At 49.2% G+C, this 16,893-nt stretch carries 19 protein-coding genes; 8 read left to right on the forward strand and 11 right to left on the reverse strand.

The genetic code is table 11. The features are described from left to right. The first annotated feature begins 12 nt into the window (after nucleotides 1–12). A complete protein-coding gene (locus QXU03_02865) occupies nucleotides 13–1,314 on the forward strand; it encodes a TIGR04013 family B12-binding domain/radical SAM domain-containing protein (protein ID MEM2170679.1) in 1,302 nt (433 codons plus the stop codon). Nucleotides 1,315–1,401: 87 nt separating this feature from the next. Here QXU03_02865 and QXU03_02870 read toward each other — a convergent pair whose 3' ends face one another. The 5 genes from QXU03_02870 to QXU03_02890 all read right to left on the reverse strand — a co-directional run bounded on the left by QXU03_02870 (nucleotide 1,402) and on the right by QXU03_02890 (nucleotide 4,043). After that, nucleotides 1,402–1,836, reverse strand: coding sequence for a MarR family winged helix-turn-helix transcriptional regulator (locus QXU03_02870; protein ID MEM2170680.1), 435 nt, complete (start codon nucleotides 1,834–1,836; stop codon nucleotides 1,402–1,404). An 81-nt stretch (nucleotides 1,837–1,917) separates the two neighbouring features. Next, on the reverse strand, nucleotides 1,918–2,790 hold the full coding sequence (locus QXU03_02875) for a transcription initiation factor IIB family protein (GenBank protein MEM2170681.1): 873 nt from the start codon (nucleotides 2,788–2,790) through the stop codon (nucleotides 1,918–1,920). After that, nucleotides 2,787–3,062, reverse strand: a complete 276-nt coding sequence (locus QXU03_02880; GenBank protein ID MEM2170682.1) for an RNA-binding protein — start codon at nucleotides 3,060–3,062, stop codon at nucleotides 2,787–2,789. The genes QXU03_02875 and QXU03_02880 overlap by 4 nt, the downstream gene beginning before the upstream one ends. Before the next feature lie 273 nt (nucleotides 3,063–3,335). Beyond that, the gene (locus QXU03_02885) at nucleotides 3,336–3,635 is read right to left on the reverse strand and encodes a signal recognition particle subunit SRP19/SEC65 family protein (GenBank protein MEM2170683.1); all 300 of its coding nucleotides are present in this window, start codon (nucleotides 3,633–3,635) and stop codon (nucleotides 3,336–3,338) included. Between the two features lie 21 nt (nucleotides 3,636–3,656). Beyond that, the gene (locus QXU03_02890) at nucleotides 3,657–4,043 is read right to left on the reverse strand and encodes a 30S ribosomal protein S8e (protein MEM2170684.1); all 387 of its coding nucleotides are present in this window, start codon (nucleotides 4,041–4,043) and stop codon (nucleotides 3,657–3,659) included. Nucleotides 4,044–4,128: 85 nt separating this feature from the next. Between QXU03_02890 and uppS the strand changes: the two genes are divergently transcribed. Next, on the forward strand, nucleotides 4,129–4,941 hold the full coding sequence (gene uppS, locus QXU03_02895; protein MEM2170685.1) for a polyprenyl diphosphate synthase: 813 nt from the start codon (nucleotides 4,129–4,131) through the stop codon (nucleotides 4,939–4,941). Here uppS and QXU03_02900 read toward each other — a convergent pair. Genes QXU03_02900 through QXU03_02910 form a run of 3 tightly spaced genes read right to left on the reverse strand, consistent with a single transcriptional unit; the run spans nucleotide 4,938 to nucleotide 7,960 of the window. After that, nucleotides 4,938–5,852, reverse strand: coding sequence for a hypothetical protein (locus QXU03_02900; GenBank protein MEM2170686.1), 915 nt, complete (start codon nucleotides 5,850–5,852; stop codon nucleotides 4,938–4,940). The genes uppS and QXU03_02900 overlap by 4 nt on opposite strands. 3 nt (nucleotides 5,853–5,855) lie before the next feature. Continuing rightward, entirely contained in the window at nucleotides 5,856–6,554 is a 699-nt protein-coding gene (locus QXU03_02905) for an acetate--CoA ligase family protein (protein MEM2170687.1), read from the reverse strand. Then, nucleotides 6,551–7,960 carry a CoA-binding protein gene (locus QXU03_02910; GenBank protein MEM2170688.1) on the reverse strand — a complete coding sequence of 470 codons (1,410 nt, stop codon included), beginning with the start codon at nucleotides 7,958–7,960 and terminating at the stop codon, nucleotides 6,551–6,553. Before QXU03_02910 ends, QXU03_02905 begins: the two co-directional genes overlap by 4 nt. Before the next feature lie 270 nt (nucleotides 7,961–8,230). On the opposite strand from QXU03_02910, the gene QXU03_02915 reads away from it, so the two are divergent. Next, nucleotides 8,231–9,670, forward strand: a complete 1,440-nt coding sequence (locus QXU03_02915; protein ID MEM2170689.1) for a TldD/PmbA family protein — start codon at nucleotides 8,231–8,233, stop codon at nucleotides 9,668–9,670. Then, complete coding sequence (locus tag QXU03_02920; protein ID MEM2170690.1) at nucleotides 9,667–10,995, forward strand: TldD/PmbA family protein; 1,329 nt, start codon at nucleotides 9,667–9,669, stop codon at nucleotides 10,993–10,995. The genes QXU03_02915 and QXU03_02920 overlap by 4 nt, the downstream gene beginning before the upstream one ends. A gap of 193 nt (nucleotides 10,996–11,188) precedes the next feature. On the opposite strand, the gene QXU03_02925 is transcribed toward QXU03_02920, so the two are convergent. After that, nucleotides 11,189–11,875, reverse strand: a complete 687-nt coding sequence (locus tag QXU03_02925; GenBank protein ID MEM2170691.1) for a CdvA-like protein — start codon at nucleotides 11,873–11,875, stop codon at nucleotides 11,189–11,191. A gap of 183 nt (nucleotides 11,876–12,058) precedes the next feature. Here QXU03_02925 and QXU03_02930 point away from each other — a divergent pair, with 183 nt between their 5' ends. Then, nucleotides 12,059–12,316: a hypothetical protein gene (locus tag QXU03_02930; GenBank protein MEM2170692.1), complete on the forward strand. Its 258-nt coding sequence runs from the start codon at nucleotides 12,059–12,061 to the stop codon at nucleotides 12,314–12,316. Between the two features lie 73 nt (nucleotides 12,317–12,389). On the opposite strand, the gene eno is transcribed toward QXU03_02930, so the two are convergent. After that, nucleotides 12,390–13,715, reverse strand: a complete 1,326-nt coding sequence (gene eno / locus QXU03_02935) for a phosphopyruvate hydratase (GenBank protein ID MEM2170693.1) — start codon at nucleotides 13,713–13,715, stop codon at nucleotides 12,390–12,392. A gap of 50 nt (nucleotides 13,716–13,765) precedes the next feature. On the opposite strand from eno, the gene QXU03_02940 reads away from it, so the two are divergent. Genes QXU03_02940 through QXU03_02950 form a run of 3 tightly spaced genes read left to right on the forward strand, consistent with a single transcriptional unit; the run spans nucleotide 13,766 to nucleotide 14,776 of the window. Continuing rightward, on the forward strand, nucleotides 13,766–14,041 hold the full coding sequence (locus QXU03_02940; protein ID MEM2170694.1) for a hypothetical protein: 276 nt from the start codon (nucleotides 13,766–13,768) through the stop codon (nucleotides 14,039–14,041). After that, on the forward strand, nucleotides 14,038–14,316 hold the full coding sequence (locus tag QXU03_02945; protein MEM2170695.1) for a chromatin protein Cren7: 279 nt from the start codon (nucleotides 14,038–14,040) through the stop codon (nucleotides 14,314–14,316). The genes QXU03_02940 and QXU03_02945 overlap by 4 nt, the downstream gene beginning before the upstream one ends. A 58-nt stretch (nucleotides 14,317–14,374) precedes the next feature. Continuing rightward, nucleotides 14,375–14,776 (forward strand): signal peptidase I, encoded by a 402-nt coding sequence (locus tag QXU03_02950; protein ID MEM2170696.1) that lies wholly within the window; start codon nucleotides 14,375–14,377, stop codon nucleotides 14,774–14,776. On the opposite strand, the gene QXU03_02955 is transcribed toward QXU03_02950, so the two are convergent. Continuing rightward, nucleotides 14,766–16,880 carry a DNA topoisomerase I gene (locus tag QXU03_02955; protein MEM2170697.1) on the reverse strand — a complete coding sequence of 705 codons (2,115 nt, stop codon included), beginning with the start codon at nucleotides 16,878–16,880 and terminating at the stop codon, nucleotides 14,766–14,768. The genes QXU03_02950 and QXU03_02955 overlap by 11 nt on opposite strands. Nucleotides 16,881–16,893 lie beyond the last annotated feature (13 nt).

A 16,893-nucleotide genomic window follows, 5' to 3' on the forward strand; every position in this document is an offset into this window, starting at 1 on the left:
AGGGTAAGCAAGTTGGCCGTCCACCTGGTTTTCCTGTACGATAAGAACGTCAAGTACAGCGTAAACGCGGTCGTGGCGTCCATAGACCGTTTAGAAGGGATACGAGTCCACCTAGCGAAGGGTATTGAAGACCTCGTGACGGTCTCGTCAACGGTCAGGTCAAGGGGATTTAAGTGCATCTCGGCCATTAGCCTACTCACTACAATGCTTGCTAGTAACGGCTTCTACGAGGTACTGAAAAGCACCGTTAACAAGCTAAAGAACATGGGCTGTATAACAGTGTGCGGAGGTCCTCACCCTTCTGGAGATCCGCTGGGCACACTAAGTTTCTTCAACTTCGACTACGCATTCGTCGGGGAGGCCGAAGAGTCGTTCAAGGAATTCGTACTGGCTGTGAGGGACGGCCTGGACCCGCGCAGTAGTAAAGGACTTGCATACCTCGAGAATGGGGGGAAATTTGTGTACACAGGCCGCCGAAAACCTATAAGCTTAGACGACCACGACCCGTTTCCCTACTGGCGAGGGATCTTCGGCCCGGTGGAGATCACCCGCGGATGCCCGTACGGCTGTTTCTATTGCCAGGTTTCATATATCCATGGCTTCCAGTATAGACATCGAAGCGTCGACAAAATAGTGTTTTACGTCGAGGAGTACATGAAGAGAGGCGGTAGAGATGTACGCTTCCTATCGCCTGATAGCCTCGCCTACGGCGCTCGGAGTGCTACCAGGGAGGTTAATATTGGCTCTGTGGAAGAACTGCTCTCTAATGTCAGGAGTATCGTGGAAAAGCACGGTGGAAGGGTCTTTCTCGGAAGCTTTCCCAGCGAAGTGAGGCCTGAACACGTGACCAGCGAAGTGATGAGAGTATTAAAGAAATACATATCTAATAAAGCAATAATAGTCGGCGCCCAATCGGGTAGTCAACGCTTATTAAAAGCTATTAAGAGACAGCACTCAGTCGACGACGTGGTGAACGCAGTCAAAACTATAAGGGAATGGGGGTTCGTGCCCGTAGTAGACCTCATAGTGGGTTTTCCGGGTGAAAACCCAGAAGACATGGATTCGACGATAGAACTCGCCAAGAAAGTCGTAGAACTCGGTGGTAAAGTTCACTTACACCACTACATACCCTTACCGGGTTCGCCGCTGGGAACGCGGCCTCCTTCAACAGTACCACAGAGAGCCAAAAAAGAGCTATCCCGGATCGTAGGTATGGGTAAAGGCTACGGTAACTGGATTCAGCAGGAGAAGCTTGCATGGAGCATCGTAGAACTGCATAGGAGGGGGGTGATATTACCGAGCACGCGGTCCTAAGCGCCCGGTTTCATCAACGGGCTCAGTATGGGGTTCGTGGTCATCCCGGTATGCATATCTCTAGCGAATCCCATATATTCCTTTCCTTTACCTGTTGGCTCGTTTTCTGTTTGATCTATGCGGCTCGCTACCGAGTAGTACAATATAGTTTGCTAGTAACTGGCAGAACAGGGGATCGTAAAAACCACCTTCATAGCACCTGAATATGTTCTGGCACGTTATACACGGTAAATCCGCTATTTGCGTGAAAAGTTCCTGTACACTTAAAATAGACTCGCCCAGCTCTTCGAGCACTTTAGTGACCTTGTCCCTGTCTACCTTGACGAGGTAAGTTCTCCTCTTGTGGTGTACTGCGGGCTCTCTCTGCACGAGCCCTATCTTTTCAAGTTTGTAAAGTGTCTTAGTGACGACTTTCAAGTCCATGTTCGTTAATTTGGGGAGGTCGTTTTGGTATACTGGCTGGCTTACTCTACACAGAAATTTTAAGATCGCGAGGTCGTGCTTACTCAGCGACTTTGACATCGCGTAAACACCACACTAGTTAATGTTTCGGCTTAAAGGTATAATATACTTTAAATAGGGGCTACTCGGCACTTACGTGGATCAGAGGAGAACTTCTATGTCAAGAGACCTTACCAGTACATCATAGGAATTTCTGACAGCTACGTCTGTCTGACCAATAACACTGCCCACCTCTAACTGGTTTCTCCTATGATTTGCCAAAATACCGGCCAAATACACGGCGGCTGCTGCAAGGCCTGCAGGGCTCTTACCGCTAATAGTGAGGCCCTCTTTCAGGTTGGCTAGAAGCTCGCTAGCTAGAGCGGCCACTTCCGACGGCATGCTAAGTTTCGTGACAATGTAGTTAACGTAGTACCTAGGCTCAAACGCCTCCGGCTGTATTTTTGCATCGCTGTAAACTTCCCTGATTTTCCTTATGCCTTCCCATAAATCGCTCTCCTCCGCGCCGACTTCTTTTACGAAGATTTTTGCAGGTCTTGGCAGGCCACATACTTTATACGCCATGTATAACGAGGCGATGACGATCTTCCTCAGTGTTTGTTCTTTGACATTCAGGTTCTTTATAACTTTCTGCAGGATCTCCCCTGCCGTTTCACTAACGGATTTCGGGGGTTTAACGCGCTTTACGAGGTCATTGAGCTCTTTCAGCGCCTTGACTACTTTTCTATTCTCCTTGTTAATTCTCGCATCGATGTTTCTCGCAACCCAGGTCCTACCCTGTTTGATATGGTACTTTATACTTCCCGAGATCTCCGTACTGCCCACTCCGTGGTCGTGTACGCGGTGTGTAAAGCTCCCACTATACCTGGGCACGTGACCGTCCTTGTCGAACGACTCATGGCCCTGGTAGAACGGTTTTTCATCAATTACTAGTCCGCAACTGGGACACACGTACGCTTGGAGCTCTGCGTCGAACAGTATGCTGGTGTTCTTGCAAACATGACACCTTATCATGGTCTCCCGCCCCTACCTCTTCTTTCTCGCGGTAACAGCGCGTAAAGTCTTTCTTTGCGGGAAAGGAGGAGTTCTCCGAGATCCCTACAGTCAAGCTTAGCTACGATCCGGGGATTATCTACGCGTCCAATAACGTCGGTTACTACCCCTACGCGGCGGCCGGAGCTGTCATAGACTATCGCGCCAACGTACTTCAATACGTCTTTCACATAGGGTCTTACGATCAGGTGTCCGTTCTTAGTCCAGTTTTCAGTGATCCCCAGTAGCTTCACGGAGAAACACCTGGATGTCAATCTAGGTATTACCAGGTTACGCATTTAAAAGGTTCCGCGGATGCTCTCGCAAATGTAACTAGTTACAAGTTATACTGCTCTTTAATTAGCGGCATCCATGATCTCGTAATGCCCAACCGTAATCACCTTCATGCAGAGGTTAACCTGTACATATAAATGAGCTCGCCGTCAGTACGGTAAATAATACAGTACAATGTAATCTTTACAGCCGAAAGGCTTGTCGTTTAGGACGAGAACTAAAAGAGGGGGCCTTCACGGGCCTCTCCTGTACGTTCTTCTAAGCTCGTTCGCCACTAGATATAGTGTCTTTAACTTGCTACCGCGTTTATCAATGATTATTCTTCCCTTCGCGTTAATGCACCGTGGATATGTTTTATCGGGCTCTAATTCAGGGTTAAGCCCTAGAGTTTTGCACGTGCTAAAAATATGTTCTAATGAGGGGCTGGGTACGGCGAGGTGTAAAGGCACTCGCCTACCTTCTTTCCTGGTTAAGTTCGCGTCAAAATACGCAGGGTAGACAACTATCCGGTTGAAGCGGAGGTCACGGCTCAATTAAAACCCCGAACTGGGGGATCATGTTTTTTGCAGTAAAACACCGTTCAAGGTACCGTCTTGACCAGGCCTTGACGTTACCTTCACGAGTCCCAACTCGGTCTTTACAACCGATCCCTTTGATATTACTTTAGACCTGGCATTTTGAGGGTTTTCGGGGGTCTCAACAACGTCCAACACCTTCACGCGTTTAACCGTCCCATCGCTCAGTGCTACATTAATGTAGAGGGCTTTTTTCAACTTAGTTTTCACGTTTCCACCAAATGCTCTTTCAACTTTCCTTTCCTCCTCGTTCGCTAGCACGGTCCTCGTAGGCGGGGATCCGAGTTCATACTTTCTCCTCTTCCGGTGTCTTCCTTTAAGCCCGCCTGTGGGTTTTCTCAAGTCATTACCCTGATAGAACGACATCGTCTTGCACCAGTGCTAAAAACAATTAATTTTAAGCCTTTAAAATATTAACCAACGACCCGGAAGACTAAGTTATGTGGTGTAAATGAAGTTGGGAAAACGTGGAGAGTCGCTGTTTTTAAAGCTCTTACCCAGGCTCCTTAGCCCGGTGTACAGGATCTACGAAAGTTATTTACGATTACAAATAAAGAATGGCCCGTTTCCTAGACACATTGGTATAATACCTGATGGGAATAGAAGGTGGGCATGGGAACGGGGGCTTAATCCCTGGGAGGGGCACGGCTTTGGCTACGAAAAGGTGAAAGAGGTGCTCAGGTGGATATGGGAGTTGAAGATACCCTTCGTGACGGTCTTTGCTATGAGTGCAGAAAACTGCGTACATAGAGACCTCGAGGAAAGGGAAAACCTATTTAACATTGTAAGACGCGGGTTGAAAGAGGTTCTTTCAATGCCCGAAATACACAAAAACATGGTAAAGATACTGGTGGTGGGAAGGCTAAGCCACGTTCCGGAAGATATCAAAGAGCTGGCAGAAGCTGTTACGGAGAGAACCGCTAACTACGGCAACTACGTACTCACAATAGCGCTGTGCTACGGAGGGCGACAAGAAATCGTTGACGCTGTCAAGGCCATTGCGATGGATGTTGAGCGTGGACTGCTAAAGGCCGAGGACATCCATGAAGAGACTTTCGCGAAGTACCTGCAGACGGGCGCGATCCCCGACCTGGACCTGATCATTAGGACCAGCGGCGAAGAGAGAATAAGCAACTTCTTGCTATGGCATTCAGCCTATAGCGAGCTGTACTTTTGCGACGCATACTGGCCGGATTTCAGAAAAATAGACTTTTGGAGGGCGATAAGAAGCTACCAGAGGAGGGAAAGGAGGTTTGGACGTTAGTGCTCCTCGAGATCTTCCAGCCCCCCGTACATTATCTTAAGTTCCTCGATCGTAAGCCTCTTCTTGGCTCTCCTTTCAACGTCGTGCTTTACTTTGGCTTTCTTCGCACTCAGCATTTCTAGGGATTTCGCCTTCTCGATGTCTCTAAGTATTTCCTGGTATTTCTCTCTGAGCGCGTTGAGCCTCGATGTCAACAAGGCCATCTCGTTGATGCAGGCCTCTAGTTCCCTTTTCCTGTCTTCAAGTGCCTTCTTTGTTTTCATGTAGCTCGATAAGACGTTACTTAGCTGGGCTTTAAGGTTGTTCACCGCGTTGCTTTTTTCATTTATGGTATTTCCGAGCTTGCTGATCACTTCCGACAGTTCTTTTATTTTAGCCCGTGTTGACAAATAGAGTGCTCTTAGTTCAAGTGCTTCCTCTTTACTCTTTTTAGCTACAATAGCCTTGTTTAAAAGAGAGTTGTACGCTTTCAGTTTTCTAACTAGCTCATTCTCCTCTTCTAGCGTTAACACGTTCGTCTGAATGGTCCACTCTATTTCTTCGATTTTTTGCTTCAAGGAGCTAATCGGTAACCTTACTTCCTTTGAGAGTTCTCGCGACTCCGCTTGTTTGCTATTTATCATGTCTCTGAGTACCTTGGCTTGGAGGACCTCCTCCCTGCGGTTTTCAACGACCTTCTTGTATTCTTCAATTAGTTTCTTGCGTTCCTCTCTTAGTGCCCGTATCTGGTTTTTTATGGATCGGATCTCCTGTAAGAGCCTCGCTTTCTCCTCGCGTAACCTACCGATCTCGGATTGCAGGGACTCGCGCTTCTCTTTGAGCAATTTAAGTGATTCGCGTACTTCGAATAGTTCACGTGAGACCTTCTCGGCTATCTGTGTAAGTTCGTTAACGTCCGTGGTACTGGCCATTAGTTAACCCTTCTTCAATATAACTCTCACGTCGACGGCTACTGCACCTTGTGGATAGACTATTACCGGGTTTAAGTCAACCGACTCTATCTCTTCATTATCTAGTAAGAGGTTAGACGTTTTTACTATTATGTCAGCTAACGCCTGTTTATCAACGGGTGGTTGTCCGCGGTAACCACCGAGTATTCTGGCGGACTTTATTTCCTCGATCATTTCGAGCGCTTCACCGTACGATACTGGGGATATCCTGAATGAAACGTCTTTCAGCACTTCTACGAATATTCCGCCGAGTCCGAACATCACCGCTGCACCGAATACGCTGTCCCTTATGCCTCCGACTATGACCTCAAGTCCTGCCGGGGCCATCTTGTACATTACTACACCCACTATCCGAGCCTGGGGGACTTTAGTGGAAACCGTCTTGAGCATTTCAGCGACGGACTTAGCAGCTTCTTCACGGTTCATTAAACCGAGCTTCACACCGCCTACATCACTTTTGTGCGTTATGTCCGGGGAAACTATCTTCAGCGCTATCGGGTATCCTATGCTGTCTGCTGTTTCATGGGCTTCTTCGGGAGACTTTACAAGGACGGCTTTTGGTGTGGGGATTCCATAATACCTTGCCAGCTCGAACGCCTCGTGCTCCAGTAACTTAATTCGATTCTCTTCTAGCGCTTGTCTAATTATGTCCTTGGGGCTCATTTGGCGGGCACCAAGCCCTTACTTATAAATAAGCTATAGGTTCTAAGAGCTTTTAAGGCCTTTGCAAGCCTCTCCGGCGATTCAAATACCGTAACGCCTCCTTCTTGCAGTCTTCTTGCGGTTTCAATGGCAACATCGCTACCAATGGTAAGGGCTACTATGGGCTTATTGTACTCTTTTTTCAGTTTTATCACGTAGTCTACAAAAGTGCCTTTTATTCCGGGTACCTGGGGTAACGCAACAACCACTATCGCGTCAACATCACTACGCTGGGATAGGAGTTCAAGTACTTTAATATACCTCTCGTCATCAGTATCGCCTGTTAAATCTATTGGGTTCTCTACGATGCAGTGAGGTGGCAGTATCCTCTGCAACTGCTCTCTCAAGTCTGGGGGGGTAAGGGGTAACTCGAATCCCGCACTTGCGAGAGCATCCGTTAACATCACCCCTACACCACCGGCATCCGTCAATATGTAAACCCTATTACCCTTCATTAGTGGCTGGTCAAGGAGTATTCTAACGATGTCCATCATCTCGTCAAAGCTTTCCGCCTCAAGAACGCCTGCTTGTTTAAACGCAGCCCTGTAAACGGCATAGTCGCCCGCCATGGCAGCGGTGTGGCTTGCCGCGGCCTTACTGCCCCGGGCCGTTCTACCCGCTTTGTACACTACAATTGGTTTTTTCATGGACACCCTCCTAGCGGCCTCCATGAAGAGTTTACCGCGCCCCTCCTTGAATCCCTCAATGTACATTAAGATGACCTTAGTCTTGTCGTCCTCGCCTAGGAACTCGAGAAGCTCTACATCGTCTACGTCAACTTTGTTACCGTAGCTGATTGCCCTTGAAACGCCAATTCCGTGGTAGGCCATCCAGTCCATTAGTGCTGATGCAAAAGCGCCGCTCTGGCTTATAAACGCTACGTGGCCTCGTGGAGGTCTTTTCATTTTACTAACGAAAAAGGTATCCACGCCGCTCCAATTATCGAATATGCCAATGCAGTTCGGCCCAATGATTCTCACACCGTAATCTCTAGCGACCCTTACCAACTCGTCCTCTAGCGCGGCCCCTTCTGGCGTGCCGGTCTCCCTAAAGCCCCCACTAATTACTATCGCTGCCTTACACCCCTTTTCGCCAAGCTCTTTAATGGCAGCTGATACGAGGGGGGCCGGTATTGCAATTACTGCTAGGTCAGGTATTTCGGGAAGGTCTTTTATACTCCTATAGCACTTCAACCCCAATACCTCGTCGTAATGGGGGTTCACCGGGTATATTCGTCCCTTGAACCTGGCAATGAAATTCTCTAGTATGGCCCTCCCGACTTTTCCTTCCTTGGGGGTTGCACCGACCACTACTATGCTCTCCGGCTGGAAGAACTTAGAGAGCCCATTTACAGACACAGTATTCACCGAGACTATTCTTTAAACCTCGAGCTTATATTGATGTTGATTGGTGCTGCGAACCCGGGTATTGGAGCGGGCAGGGCTTTTGGGTCGTTCAGGGTTGGCTACTAGGTACCACCAATCGGTCACCGCGCAACTCCCGATCACGTAATCCCCACGACGCTGAACCCGGTTTGTAGTAGTGCCGTGGAACCGGCTGGCCGCTAGCAGGGCTCGTAAGGGGGTCGCGACTCAAGCTTTTTAACTTCACGGTGTATGCCTTAATAGGGTGATTGATTGGTTTTTGATGAATCCCTCTTAATCAGAATTGCTGATCAGGGCAGGGACCTGGGCGCGAGCTACGTGGAGGTGAGGTTTCAAGACGACTACGGTTATGACATCACTCTCAGGAACGGCAAAGTCATAGGTGTGTCATTTAACAGGGACCGTGGCGTTGGTATAAGGGCGCTAATTAATGGCTCGCTCGGTTTCGCCTCAACCAATAATATGGGCTTTGAAAGCCTCTTAGAGGCGCTTGAAAAAGCCGTTTCTAGGGCTAGAACTCTGAGCAGGCTCAGGAAAACCCCGATAGAGTTCTCGGAGGAGAGACCGGGTAAGGCGAGGTACGTAGCAGTCGAGAAAACCCCTCTCCAAGAACTATCTCCAGAAGTTGCAATCAAACTCATAAGTGAAATTTACAAGTCAGCACAGGAAGCCCTAAGAGAGGCCAAGCTAGCATCGATGATCACCGTTCTCCGAGTGCGTGTCCAGGAAAAGCTGATAATAACCTCTGAAGGAGGGTTCGTAGAGTCCAGGATACCAAGGCTATACATATCTGTCGGAAGCACTCTCCTACACCAGGGTAGGGTGCTCCAGCGGTTTAAGGAGTTCGGCGCGTCGGGTGGGGCAGAACTGGTAGAGGAATGGAGGCCCGTCGAAACGGTGTCCGAAGAGTTGAAGGCGCTTGAAAGGGCCCTAGTTCACGGCATTGAACCCCCTCACGAGAAGGTAAACGTCGTTTTAGGCCCCGAAGTGGTTGGGTTAATAGTGCACGAATCCGCCGGCCACCCCATGGAGGCCGATAGGATCCTCGGACGGGAAGCAGCGCAAGCAGGCGAGTCCTACGTCAAACCAGACATGATTGGTAGCTTCAGAGTGGGCAACCAGCATGCAACGGTAATAGAGGACCCGACCATACCTGGTAGTTATGGGTTCTACCTTTACGACGATGAGTGCGTGCGTGCGAGGCCCCGTTACCTGTACAAGGAAGGGGTTATTTACGAGCCCTTACACAACAGACATACCGCGAAGATATTCAAGACGCAGAGCAATGGCGCGGCAAGGGCCATGACCTACGCATCAGAGCCGATCATAAGAATGAGCAACACCTACCTCGCACCCGGCACGATGAAATTTGAAGAGCTAATAGAAGATATAGAGTTAGGAGTGTACGTGAAGTCTTACATGGAGTGGAACATAGACGATGCCAGGTGGAATCAAAGGTATGTAGGGTTAGAAGCATATCTCATAAAGAAGGGTGAAATTGCAGAGCCCGTTAAGAACCCCGTACTGGAATTCACTACCGGGTGGTTTTACAGTAACATAGTAGGTGTCGACGACGACTTAAAGCTATATCCAGGAACGTGCGGTAAGGGCGAGCCCTCTCAGGGGGTCCCTGTATGGTTCGGTGGCCCTAACGTTAAGTTAGAAAAGATGAGAGTAGGGGTGATACCGTGAGCGCGGTAGAGCTAAGCAACGCGCTGCTCAAAGCGCTGTCTAAGCTATACGACGAAGTAGCAGTAGTGGTCGTTGAAAACGAGAAGACGATGGTTAAGCTCTGGAACACGGAGCTCTCGGTTGTCCAGACGTGGACCGAGACAGAGATAAACTTGAGGTTGGCCAAGTCGCGGAGACTGTGGACTGTATACTTGAGTGCGAGGGATCCACTGTACGTCGTGAAAAGTGCCGAAGAAATAGTGAAGCTGGCCGATAGGATCGAAGAGGCTGAGCTCTACGCCCCTCTACCGGAACCGGGTGAATGCGACCCCCTCGAAGACGCTTATGATGTTAACGTGGAGGCCCTCATGAAGGACCCGAGTAAACCAGTGGAAGCAATGGTAGATGAGGCCCTATCTAACGGTGCTGAGAGAGTTGCAGGTACCCTAACGCTGGCTAAAACCAGCAGGGTGCTTCTGACCAGTAAGGGCTTCCAGTGTACGGAGAAAACCACAAGCATCGAAGCGTACATTAGGGCGTTTAAAGGAGAATTTAGTGGTCACTGGGCGCACGGCTCAACGAGGCTATCTCTTAACGATATAAGAGCGGTGGGAAGGAAGGCCGGACTGTACGCGACGATCACGAGCAATAGGGGTGACATTTCACCTGGTACGTATAATGTGGTTATCTCCCCGCTGGTTGCTGGAAACCTGTTAAACTACATCGCCATGATGGCGTCAGCGCTGTCCGTAATGGCGGGGTTCTCGGTGTTCGCTAAGTACAAAGTAGGAGAGAAGATCGCGTCTGATGATTTCACACTCCTCGATAAACCCCGAGACCCAACTCTACCCCATGCACGGGGTTTTGATGACGAGGGTTTGAAGACGTTTAATAAACCAATCATAGAAAACGGGACTGTCAAGACACTACTACATAATAGTGGGACGGCCCTGAAAATGGGTGACAGATCCACCGGTAACGCTGGCTGGATCCGTCCAGTAGCGTGGAACCTCGAGGTCTCTGGCGGCGAAATCAAGGAAGAAGAACTGTTCTCCGAAGTACGGGAAGGAGTGGTGATAACTAACAACTGGTACACGAGGCTTCAAAACTACTATGAAGGGTTGTTCTCAACAGTTTCAAGGGATGCAACTCTGATGGTAAAGAATGGCGAGGTTACTGGGTACGTGGGAAGAGTTAGAATGGCTACAAGCTTCCCCAGGTTCTTGAGTAGCATTGTAGGTGCCAGTAGAAATAGATACGATATATGGTGGTGGGAGGTTAGAACGCCAACGAGAACGCCTTACTTCATACTGCAAAACATCCCAATAACGAAGCCCGAGGTGTAAAGTTCAACGAACCGCTTAATTAGCGGCCTTCGAGTCCGGGTAGACGGGGCCTTCCACGAACCCGTATCCATGCCGCTATGAACAGAGTTAAATCCTGGACTGAGGGTTCAAGGAGGTAGTACTGGCTTAGACGCCTCAGAGCAACGTAAAGGAGCAAAAATAAGGCAGTAATGCAGGGCAAAATTTAGATTTCTCACTCTACAACTACTACGTTAACGGGTTGTTTTTGTTCTCCGACCTCTTCTTTAATTTGCTGGATGCTGATAGCGGGAGATATCGGTAGCGCCTCTAAAGACTCGATCTTATCGATGTGCTTCCTTATACTATCCTTCTCCTTGAGGAATACCTCGAGGCTCTTTTTCATTATGTCTAGTGCTGTCAAGTACGGCCTTTCCGGTATTTCGCCGGCTATGTAGCTCGTCTTCAGTGACGTTATCGCTTTCTCTATTTCTGCGATCTGCTCTTCTACTTCATGGAGCCTAGCTCTCAGGGCGTCCTTTACTTCCTTGGCGCGGGCTTTAATGTTTGCGAGCTCGTCTTCGAGCTTCTTCTTGAAGTTTTCGTATACATGCATGGGCACGTCCTTCCTACTGTAAAGTTCCTCTAGCGATGCGAGCCTGCTCTTCACGAGTTTTAGCCTATTCTCTACTGCGATGGCGTTGTACTCGTATTCGGGTACTAGGACTATACCCTCCGGGGTTACGTTAAACCTCTCGATGGGTACTTCCTTGAACTCCTCATCGCTCGCGTTAACCTCCAAGGACTTGACCTTGCCGTCCACGTCACTGTAGAAACTCGCCACAAAGCCTATTCTTCGACCATACGGATCTACCACCGGCTTGCCGAGGCACTCTGCCACAGTTTCTATCGTACCGCACATCATGCACACCACTCAGAGAATGCTTAGAAAATTGTTTAAAAACCAGAGGAATCAGTAGCCTGGTGCCTGCCATAGCCCTTCTAAGGGCTCCGCGCTTTTAACCATCATCACCTGCTCAACGTTTACTCTTATGGTCTAACCCCTTAAAACCGGTTAATTAGCTAGGTTAGAACAGGTGAGGTCATGGTGAATGAGATGACATTGAGCAGAATATCGGATTTTGTGAGTCAACTCGGTGCACTGCTGTCAAAGGTTAGCGGTATTGGTTTCTGGCTGTTCATGCTGGGCATAGCTCTACTGGCAGTACTGCTGTTCGCGGTCGTGATAAAGCTACTAATACACCTAGTTAAAATTCTACCGAACTTGACGATAGGGCAGTTCATAAAGTTCGTCTTAGTACTCGCAGTGATATTGATAGTTGTGGGATTGTTTGTGCCGTAGTCGCGGAGGCCAATCCCGCCTCAACTATGCGTAGAGGGCAGAAAATAGCGTGTAAAGAGCGTGAAAACGCATCTCAGTGTTTTCTTGGGAAAACCGCAAAGCCTGGATATCGCGGTCTTTCGAGCTCCTCGTATATTTCGAGTAGCCTGTTGTACTTGGCTGTTCTTTCACTGCGTGCAGGGGCACCGGTCTTAATTAGCTTGGCGTTAAGACCTACAGCTATATCGGCTATGGAAGTGTCCTCGGTCTCGCCGCTTCTATGGCTTATGATGGTTTTATAATTATTCTCTTGAGCTAACTTAACCACGTCTATGGTCTCGGTTAGCGTTCCTACCTGGTTCACTTTAACTAGTATTGCGCTGGCCGCACCCACCTCTATACCCTTCTTTAACCTTTGAGGATTTGTGGTGAAAAGGTCATCTCCGACTATCAGCACCTTGGACCCGATGATCTGCGTTATTTTGCTGTATCCTTCAAAGTCGTCTTCGTGTAGTGGGTCCTCGATGCTGACGATTGGGTAGTCCCTTATGAGCTCCTCGTAAAACAGGATCATCTCGTCCCTAGTGAGCTCCCTACCTTCACCGGCCAGAACGTACACTCCCTTATCCTCCTTGTAGAGCCTCGAGCTCGCAACATCCAGTGCTAGTGCAACCTGCTTACCGGGCTCATAACCCGCCTTCTCGATCGCCTCAACTAGTAGATCGAGCGCGTCGCGGGTCTTTTCTAGTGGTGGCGCATACCCACCTTCATCGCCCACATTCACGGCCAACGGACCATACTTTTCTTTTAAGATGGTCTTTAAGGCATGGTATATTTCGACAGAAGACTTCAGGGCGTCTATAAAGTCGTTGAACCCGGCTGGCACGATCATGAACTCTTGAAAGTCGAGTCTATTCCCCGCGTGAACGCCCCCGTTAATAACGTTCAGCATGGGTACCGGTAGCGTGTCTGCGCTTTTACCTCCTAAGTACATGTAGAAAGGAATTCCAAGAGTCGAAGCGGCCGCCTTCGCCACCGCTAGACTTGTAGCTACTATGGCATTGGCTCCGAGCCTGCCTTTATTCTCCGTGCCGTCGATCTCGATCATCTTTTGATCGACTTCGCGCTGCTTCGCAGCGTTCATACCTACGAGCGCCGGAGCGATGATCTTGTTTACGTTCTCAACTGCCCGCTTAACGCCCTTACCTCCATACTCCTTACCCCCGTCTCTCAGTTCTATTGCTTCGTGTTTACCTGTAGATGCCCCACTGGGAGCGTTCGCCACCCCTACTCCATAACCTTCCGTAACCACGCGGACCTGCACAGTGGGGTTTCCGCGGCTATCTAACACCATTCGCCCGCTGACATCCCTGATTATAAGGGATTCCCAAAATATATCGGGTACAGACACCACGACCACGCCGGGATTGTACTGTGATATATTACAGCCTGATTACGGCTAATATAGTGATGTCGTATGTGGTATGGGTTCTCGTAAGCCTTGTGTTTTACGACAAGCTTAAAAATACACTAATATATGTAATTTTTCCTACAGCCCTTTACGCCATTCCCGCCGTATACTTCACCGTAGTAAGGACTTCACTACTAGCTACGTGCGCGTTAACGCTATCTACCGCTCAACTACTGCTTTTCGCGGTGACGAGGCGAAGCCCTATAAAGCTCGTTTTAATACCACTACCTTTAATACTTTGTACGGCATACGAGGTTGTGGTGAGCACTCTTTGAACGCGAAGAGATGTCCGAGGTGCGGATCCGCAAACTCCGAAGTCGTTAAGACATGGAACTTGGTATCGCCATTACCCGATAGAGCTGGACGGATAACGATTACCGTTATGGGAGTACTGAAGTGCCGTGAATGCGGTCATAGTTGGAAGGCCACGATCAGTAAGCTCAAAGTTGGTGGTGGAGTAGAGATAGAAGGCAGGAAGGAGGTAGTCGAGGAGGAGAGGCCTCCAAAGGAGATCGTACTAGACCTCGACGAGATCTTGAGGGAAGAGTAGGTGGAAGGTGTCTTCGCGCTCCATGGTGCATAGAAACGGTAGAAGATTGGCCACCACGTTGGTACTCGTTCTTATCATAGTAGCCATCGTTGTTGCGGTGAAAGTGTACTTAGCCGACGTGCCGGTAGCCGTTGTTAAGGGTAATAGCATGTTCCCGCTGCTTAGGGAAGGGGATGTGGTTTTCATAGTAAGATCGAATCCCCGCGAAATCAAAGAAGGCGATGTCATTGTTTTTTGGACACCAGATAACGCTATGCTAGTCATTCACAGAGTCATCGAGGTGGTAGAGGTGGACAGTACACCATACTACGTCACAAAGGGTGATAACAACCTATTCAGAGACGTGTACTACCCCGTTGGCGTACCTCATAGCAAGGTAGTCGGCAAGGTCGCTTCCGTGGGCAACTCCGTGTACAAGATACCGTACATGGGTTACATCACGCTGATATTTAGGCATTAGCACCTACTTTACTGCCAGCTCGCGGCATGTAGTACTTGATCACGTCCTTTACGTACTTTCCCGTAGAGCTCATTTCCGCGAGCTTAGATACGTAGTTATCAAATGAAATGCTCTTCCTAGACCTCCATTCGCTATATCCTTGTATTAGGGCCTCGTAAGCCGCGTAGTGGACTTTACACAGTTTATCCTTGTAAGCATCCCCCCTGCAACCTGGAATGATGCACTTCGCGTAATTATCAACCAGCGACAGCTTCTTCGCGAGGAGTAAGCCGGCGTCATTTATGTAAGAGTTGAACCTTGTTAACAGGTCCACTAGAACCCTCTTTGCCTCCATTATGACGTGTTCCCTTCGCCTAAGACCTTTCATGATGTCGTTCATCAATACCTCGAACGTTCTCGTCAGCTCCACGCTTACAAGGTCCGGGAAAAACCGTTCAATGACCTCAATGACCCCAATTCCGAGGTCGGAGACCTCTATGCCGGTCTTCGCATTCTTCAAGTAGCCGCGCTCGAAGAGCTTCTCGATGATAATAGCCCTCGTAGACTCCGTTCCGACACCTACGTCCTCCATCCACCTCAAAATGTCGATCTTTTTTAATCTGGGAGGAGGCTTAGTGTAGGTTTCCCTTAACGTCACCTTCACTACTTCAAGCTTCTCGCCTTGCTTAAGCGCTGGGATGGTTCTCGTTGAAGGCTTGTGGAACGGGTAGTACACCATCCAGCCGGGGTATTCTACGTTGAGGCCCGTTGCACTGAAATCGTGAAGCCCGTCAAGCGTCGTGAACGTTACCTTTACGCGCGAGATTACCGCGTGCTGTGCGAACGCGGCCAGAAACCTCCTGACAATAAGGTCGTATATTGCTGCCTGCTCTCTCGTAAGCTCTCGTGGTGTTACGCCTGTTGGGTGTATTGCCGGGTGAGCCGGGTCTTCCTTCTCGCCTTCAACGGGCTTCAACACGTTCTTCGTTTCCGCGAGTAGCCTGAGGACGAGTTCGCGGTATTTTTCGAGCCTGGCGAGCTTGTCCATGATCTCCTTGTAGTTAATGGTCGGGGGAAGTTTCTGGCTATTAGTACGCGGATAGCTAATTAGCGCGTCTAAATACAGCTGTTCAGCTATTTCTTGCGTCTTCATAGGGCTGAAACCGTATATTCTAGCCGCTTCTTCTTGCAGGTCGCTTAGATTGAATGGTGGGGGTGGGCCGTGCTTCTGACTGCTCACGCTACACTGTTTCACAACCAGGTACCCGGAGGACTCGATCCTGCTCTTCAAGGACTTAGCATCGACTTCTCTAAGAACGGGGTTCGAGGAGAACTCAGCCAGGATCGTCGTTGAGCCCTTCTTCAGGGTAACTGTTATGGAGTATTGTGGTAGGGGTATGAACAGCTTTTTCTTAATTTCGTGGTCAACCACGTATTTGAGTGTTGGCGTCTGTACACGTCCAGCACTCAAAATCACCTTTCTCCCCGTACACGTGTAAAGGGCCTTCATGAGGGCTCTACTTATGTTGATTCCCCAAATCCAATCTAATTCATGCCTGCAAAGCCCTGCCTCGATCATTTCGTAATCCAGCCGTGTTAGCTTGGTAAAAGAGCTCTTCAACTCGGGTATTGTGAGGCTTGAAAACCTGGCCCTAAGAGCCCTTTTCTCATCCCCGTGAAGCTTTATTAGCAAGTACCCGATGACGCTTCCTTCCACGTCGTAGTCGCACGCATTAACGTAATACTGACACGTCCTAAACAACGTGCTGAGTAGGTCCAAGTAGCTCTTCACGTGCTTCTTTTCCTCATTTACTATATGCGCTGGTACCCATGAATAGTCGAAAACGGGGTAACCGGGAACATCTGTGTGTAGCTCGTAAAGGTGGCCTGCAGCACTGGCTACTACTATGTAGTGATCTCCTTCCCTTATCTCGTAGTAAAGTACGTTACCGTGCTTACGTACGACGTACTTCTCTGATAGCGCTTCTGCGATTTTTCTAGCCGCTTTGGGTTTCTCCGCTATAACCAGTACCTTTCCCTCCAATTCCCATATACTGGTATAAGCCCCCCCTTCACCGTCCTCGAACGGTACCGTGGATGGGCGCGCTGGGCGCTCCCCGATCAAGGCTACCACTACG

Source organism: Desulfurococcaceae archaeon, from assembly GCA_038845865.1.
In the GTDB taxonomy this organism is placed as follows: Archaea; Thermoproteota; Thermoprotei_A; order Sulfolobales; family Desulfurococcaceae; genus UBA285.

Coding starts and splice junctions, on each gene's coding strand:
- QXU03_02900 (MEM2170686.1), bottom strand. CDS start 5,852: ATGGCCAGTACCACGGACGTTAACGAACTTACACAGATAGCCGAGAAG.
- uppS (MEM2170685.1), top strand. CDS start 4,129: ATGAAGTTGGGAAAACGTGGAGAGTCGCTGTTTTTAAAGCTCTTACCC.
- QXU03_02870 (MEM2170680.1), bottom strand. CDS start 1,836: ATGTCAAAGTCGCTGAGTAAGCACGACCTCGCGATCTTAAAATTTCTG.
- QXU03_02925 (MEM2170691.1), bottom strand. CDS start 11,875: ATGTGCGGTACGATAGAAACTGTGGCAGAGTGCCTCGGCAAGCCGGTG.
- QXU03_02890 (MEM2170684.1), bottom strand. CDS start 4,043: ATGTCGTTCTATCAGGGTAATGACTTGAGAAAACCCACAGGCGGGCTT.
- QXU03_02940 (MEM2170694.1), top strand. CDS start 13,766: ATGTCGTATGTGGTATGGGTTCTCGTAAGCCTTGTGTTTTACGACAAG.
- QXU03_02930 (MEM2170692.1), top strand. CDS start 12,059: ATGGTGAATGAGATGACATTGAGCAGAATATCGGATTTTGTGAGTCAA.
- QXU03_02905 (MEM2170687.1), bottom strand. CDS start 6,554: ATGAGCCCCAAGGACATAATTAGACAAGCGCTAGAAGAGAATCGAATT.
- QXU03_02875 (MEM2170681.1), bottom strand. CDS start 2,790: ATGATAAGGTGTCATGTTTGCAAGAACACCAGCATACTGTTCGACGCA.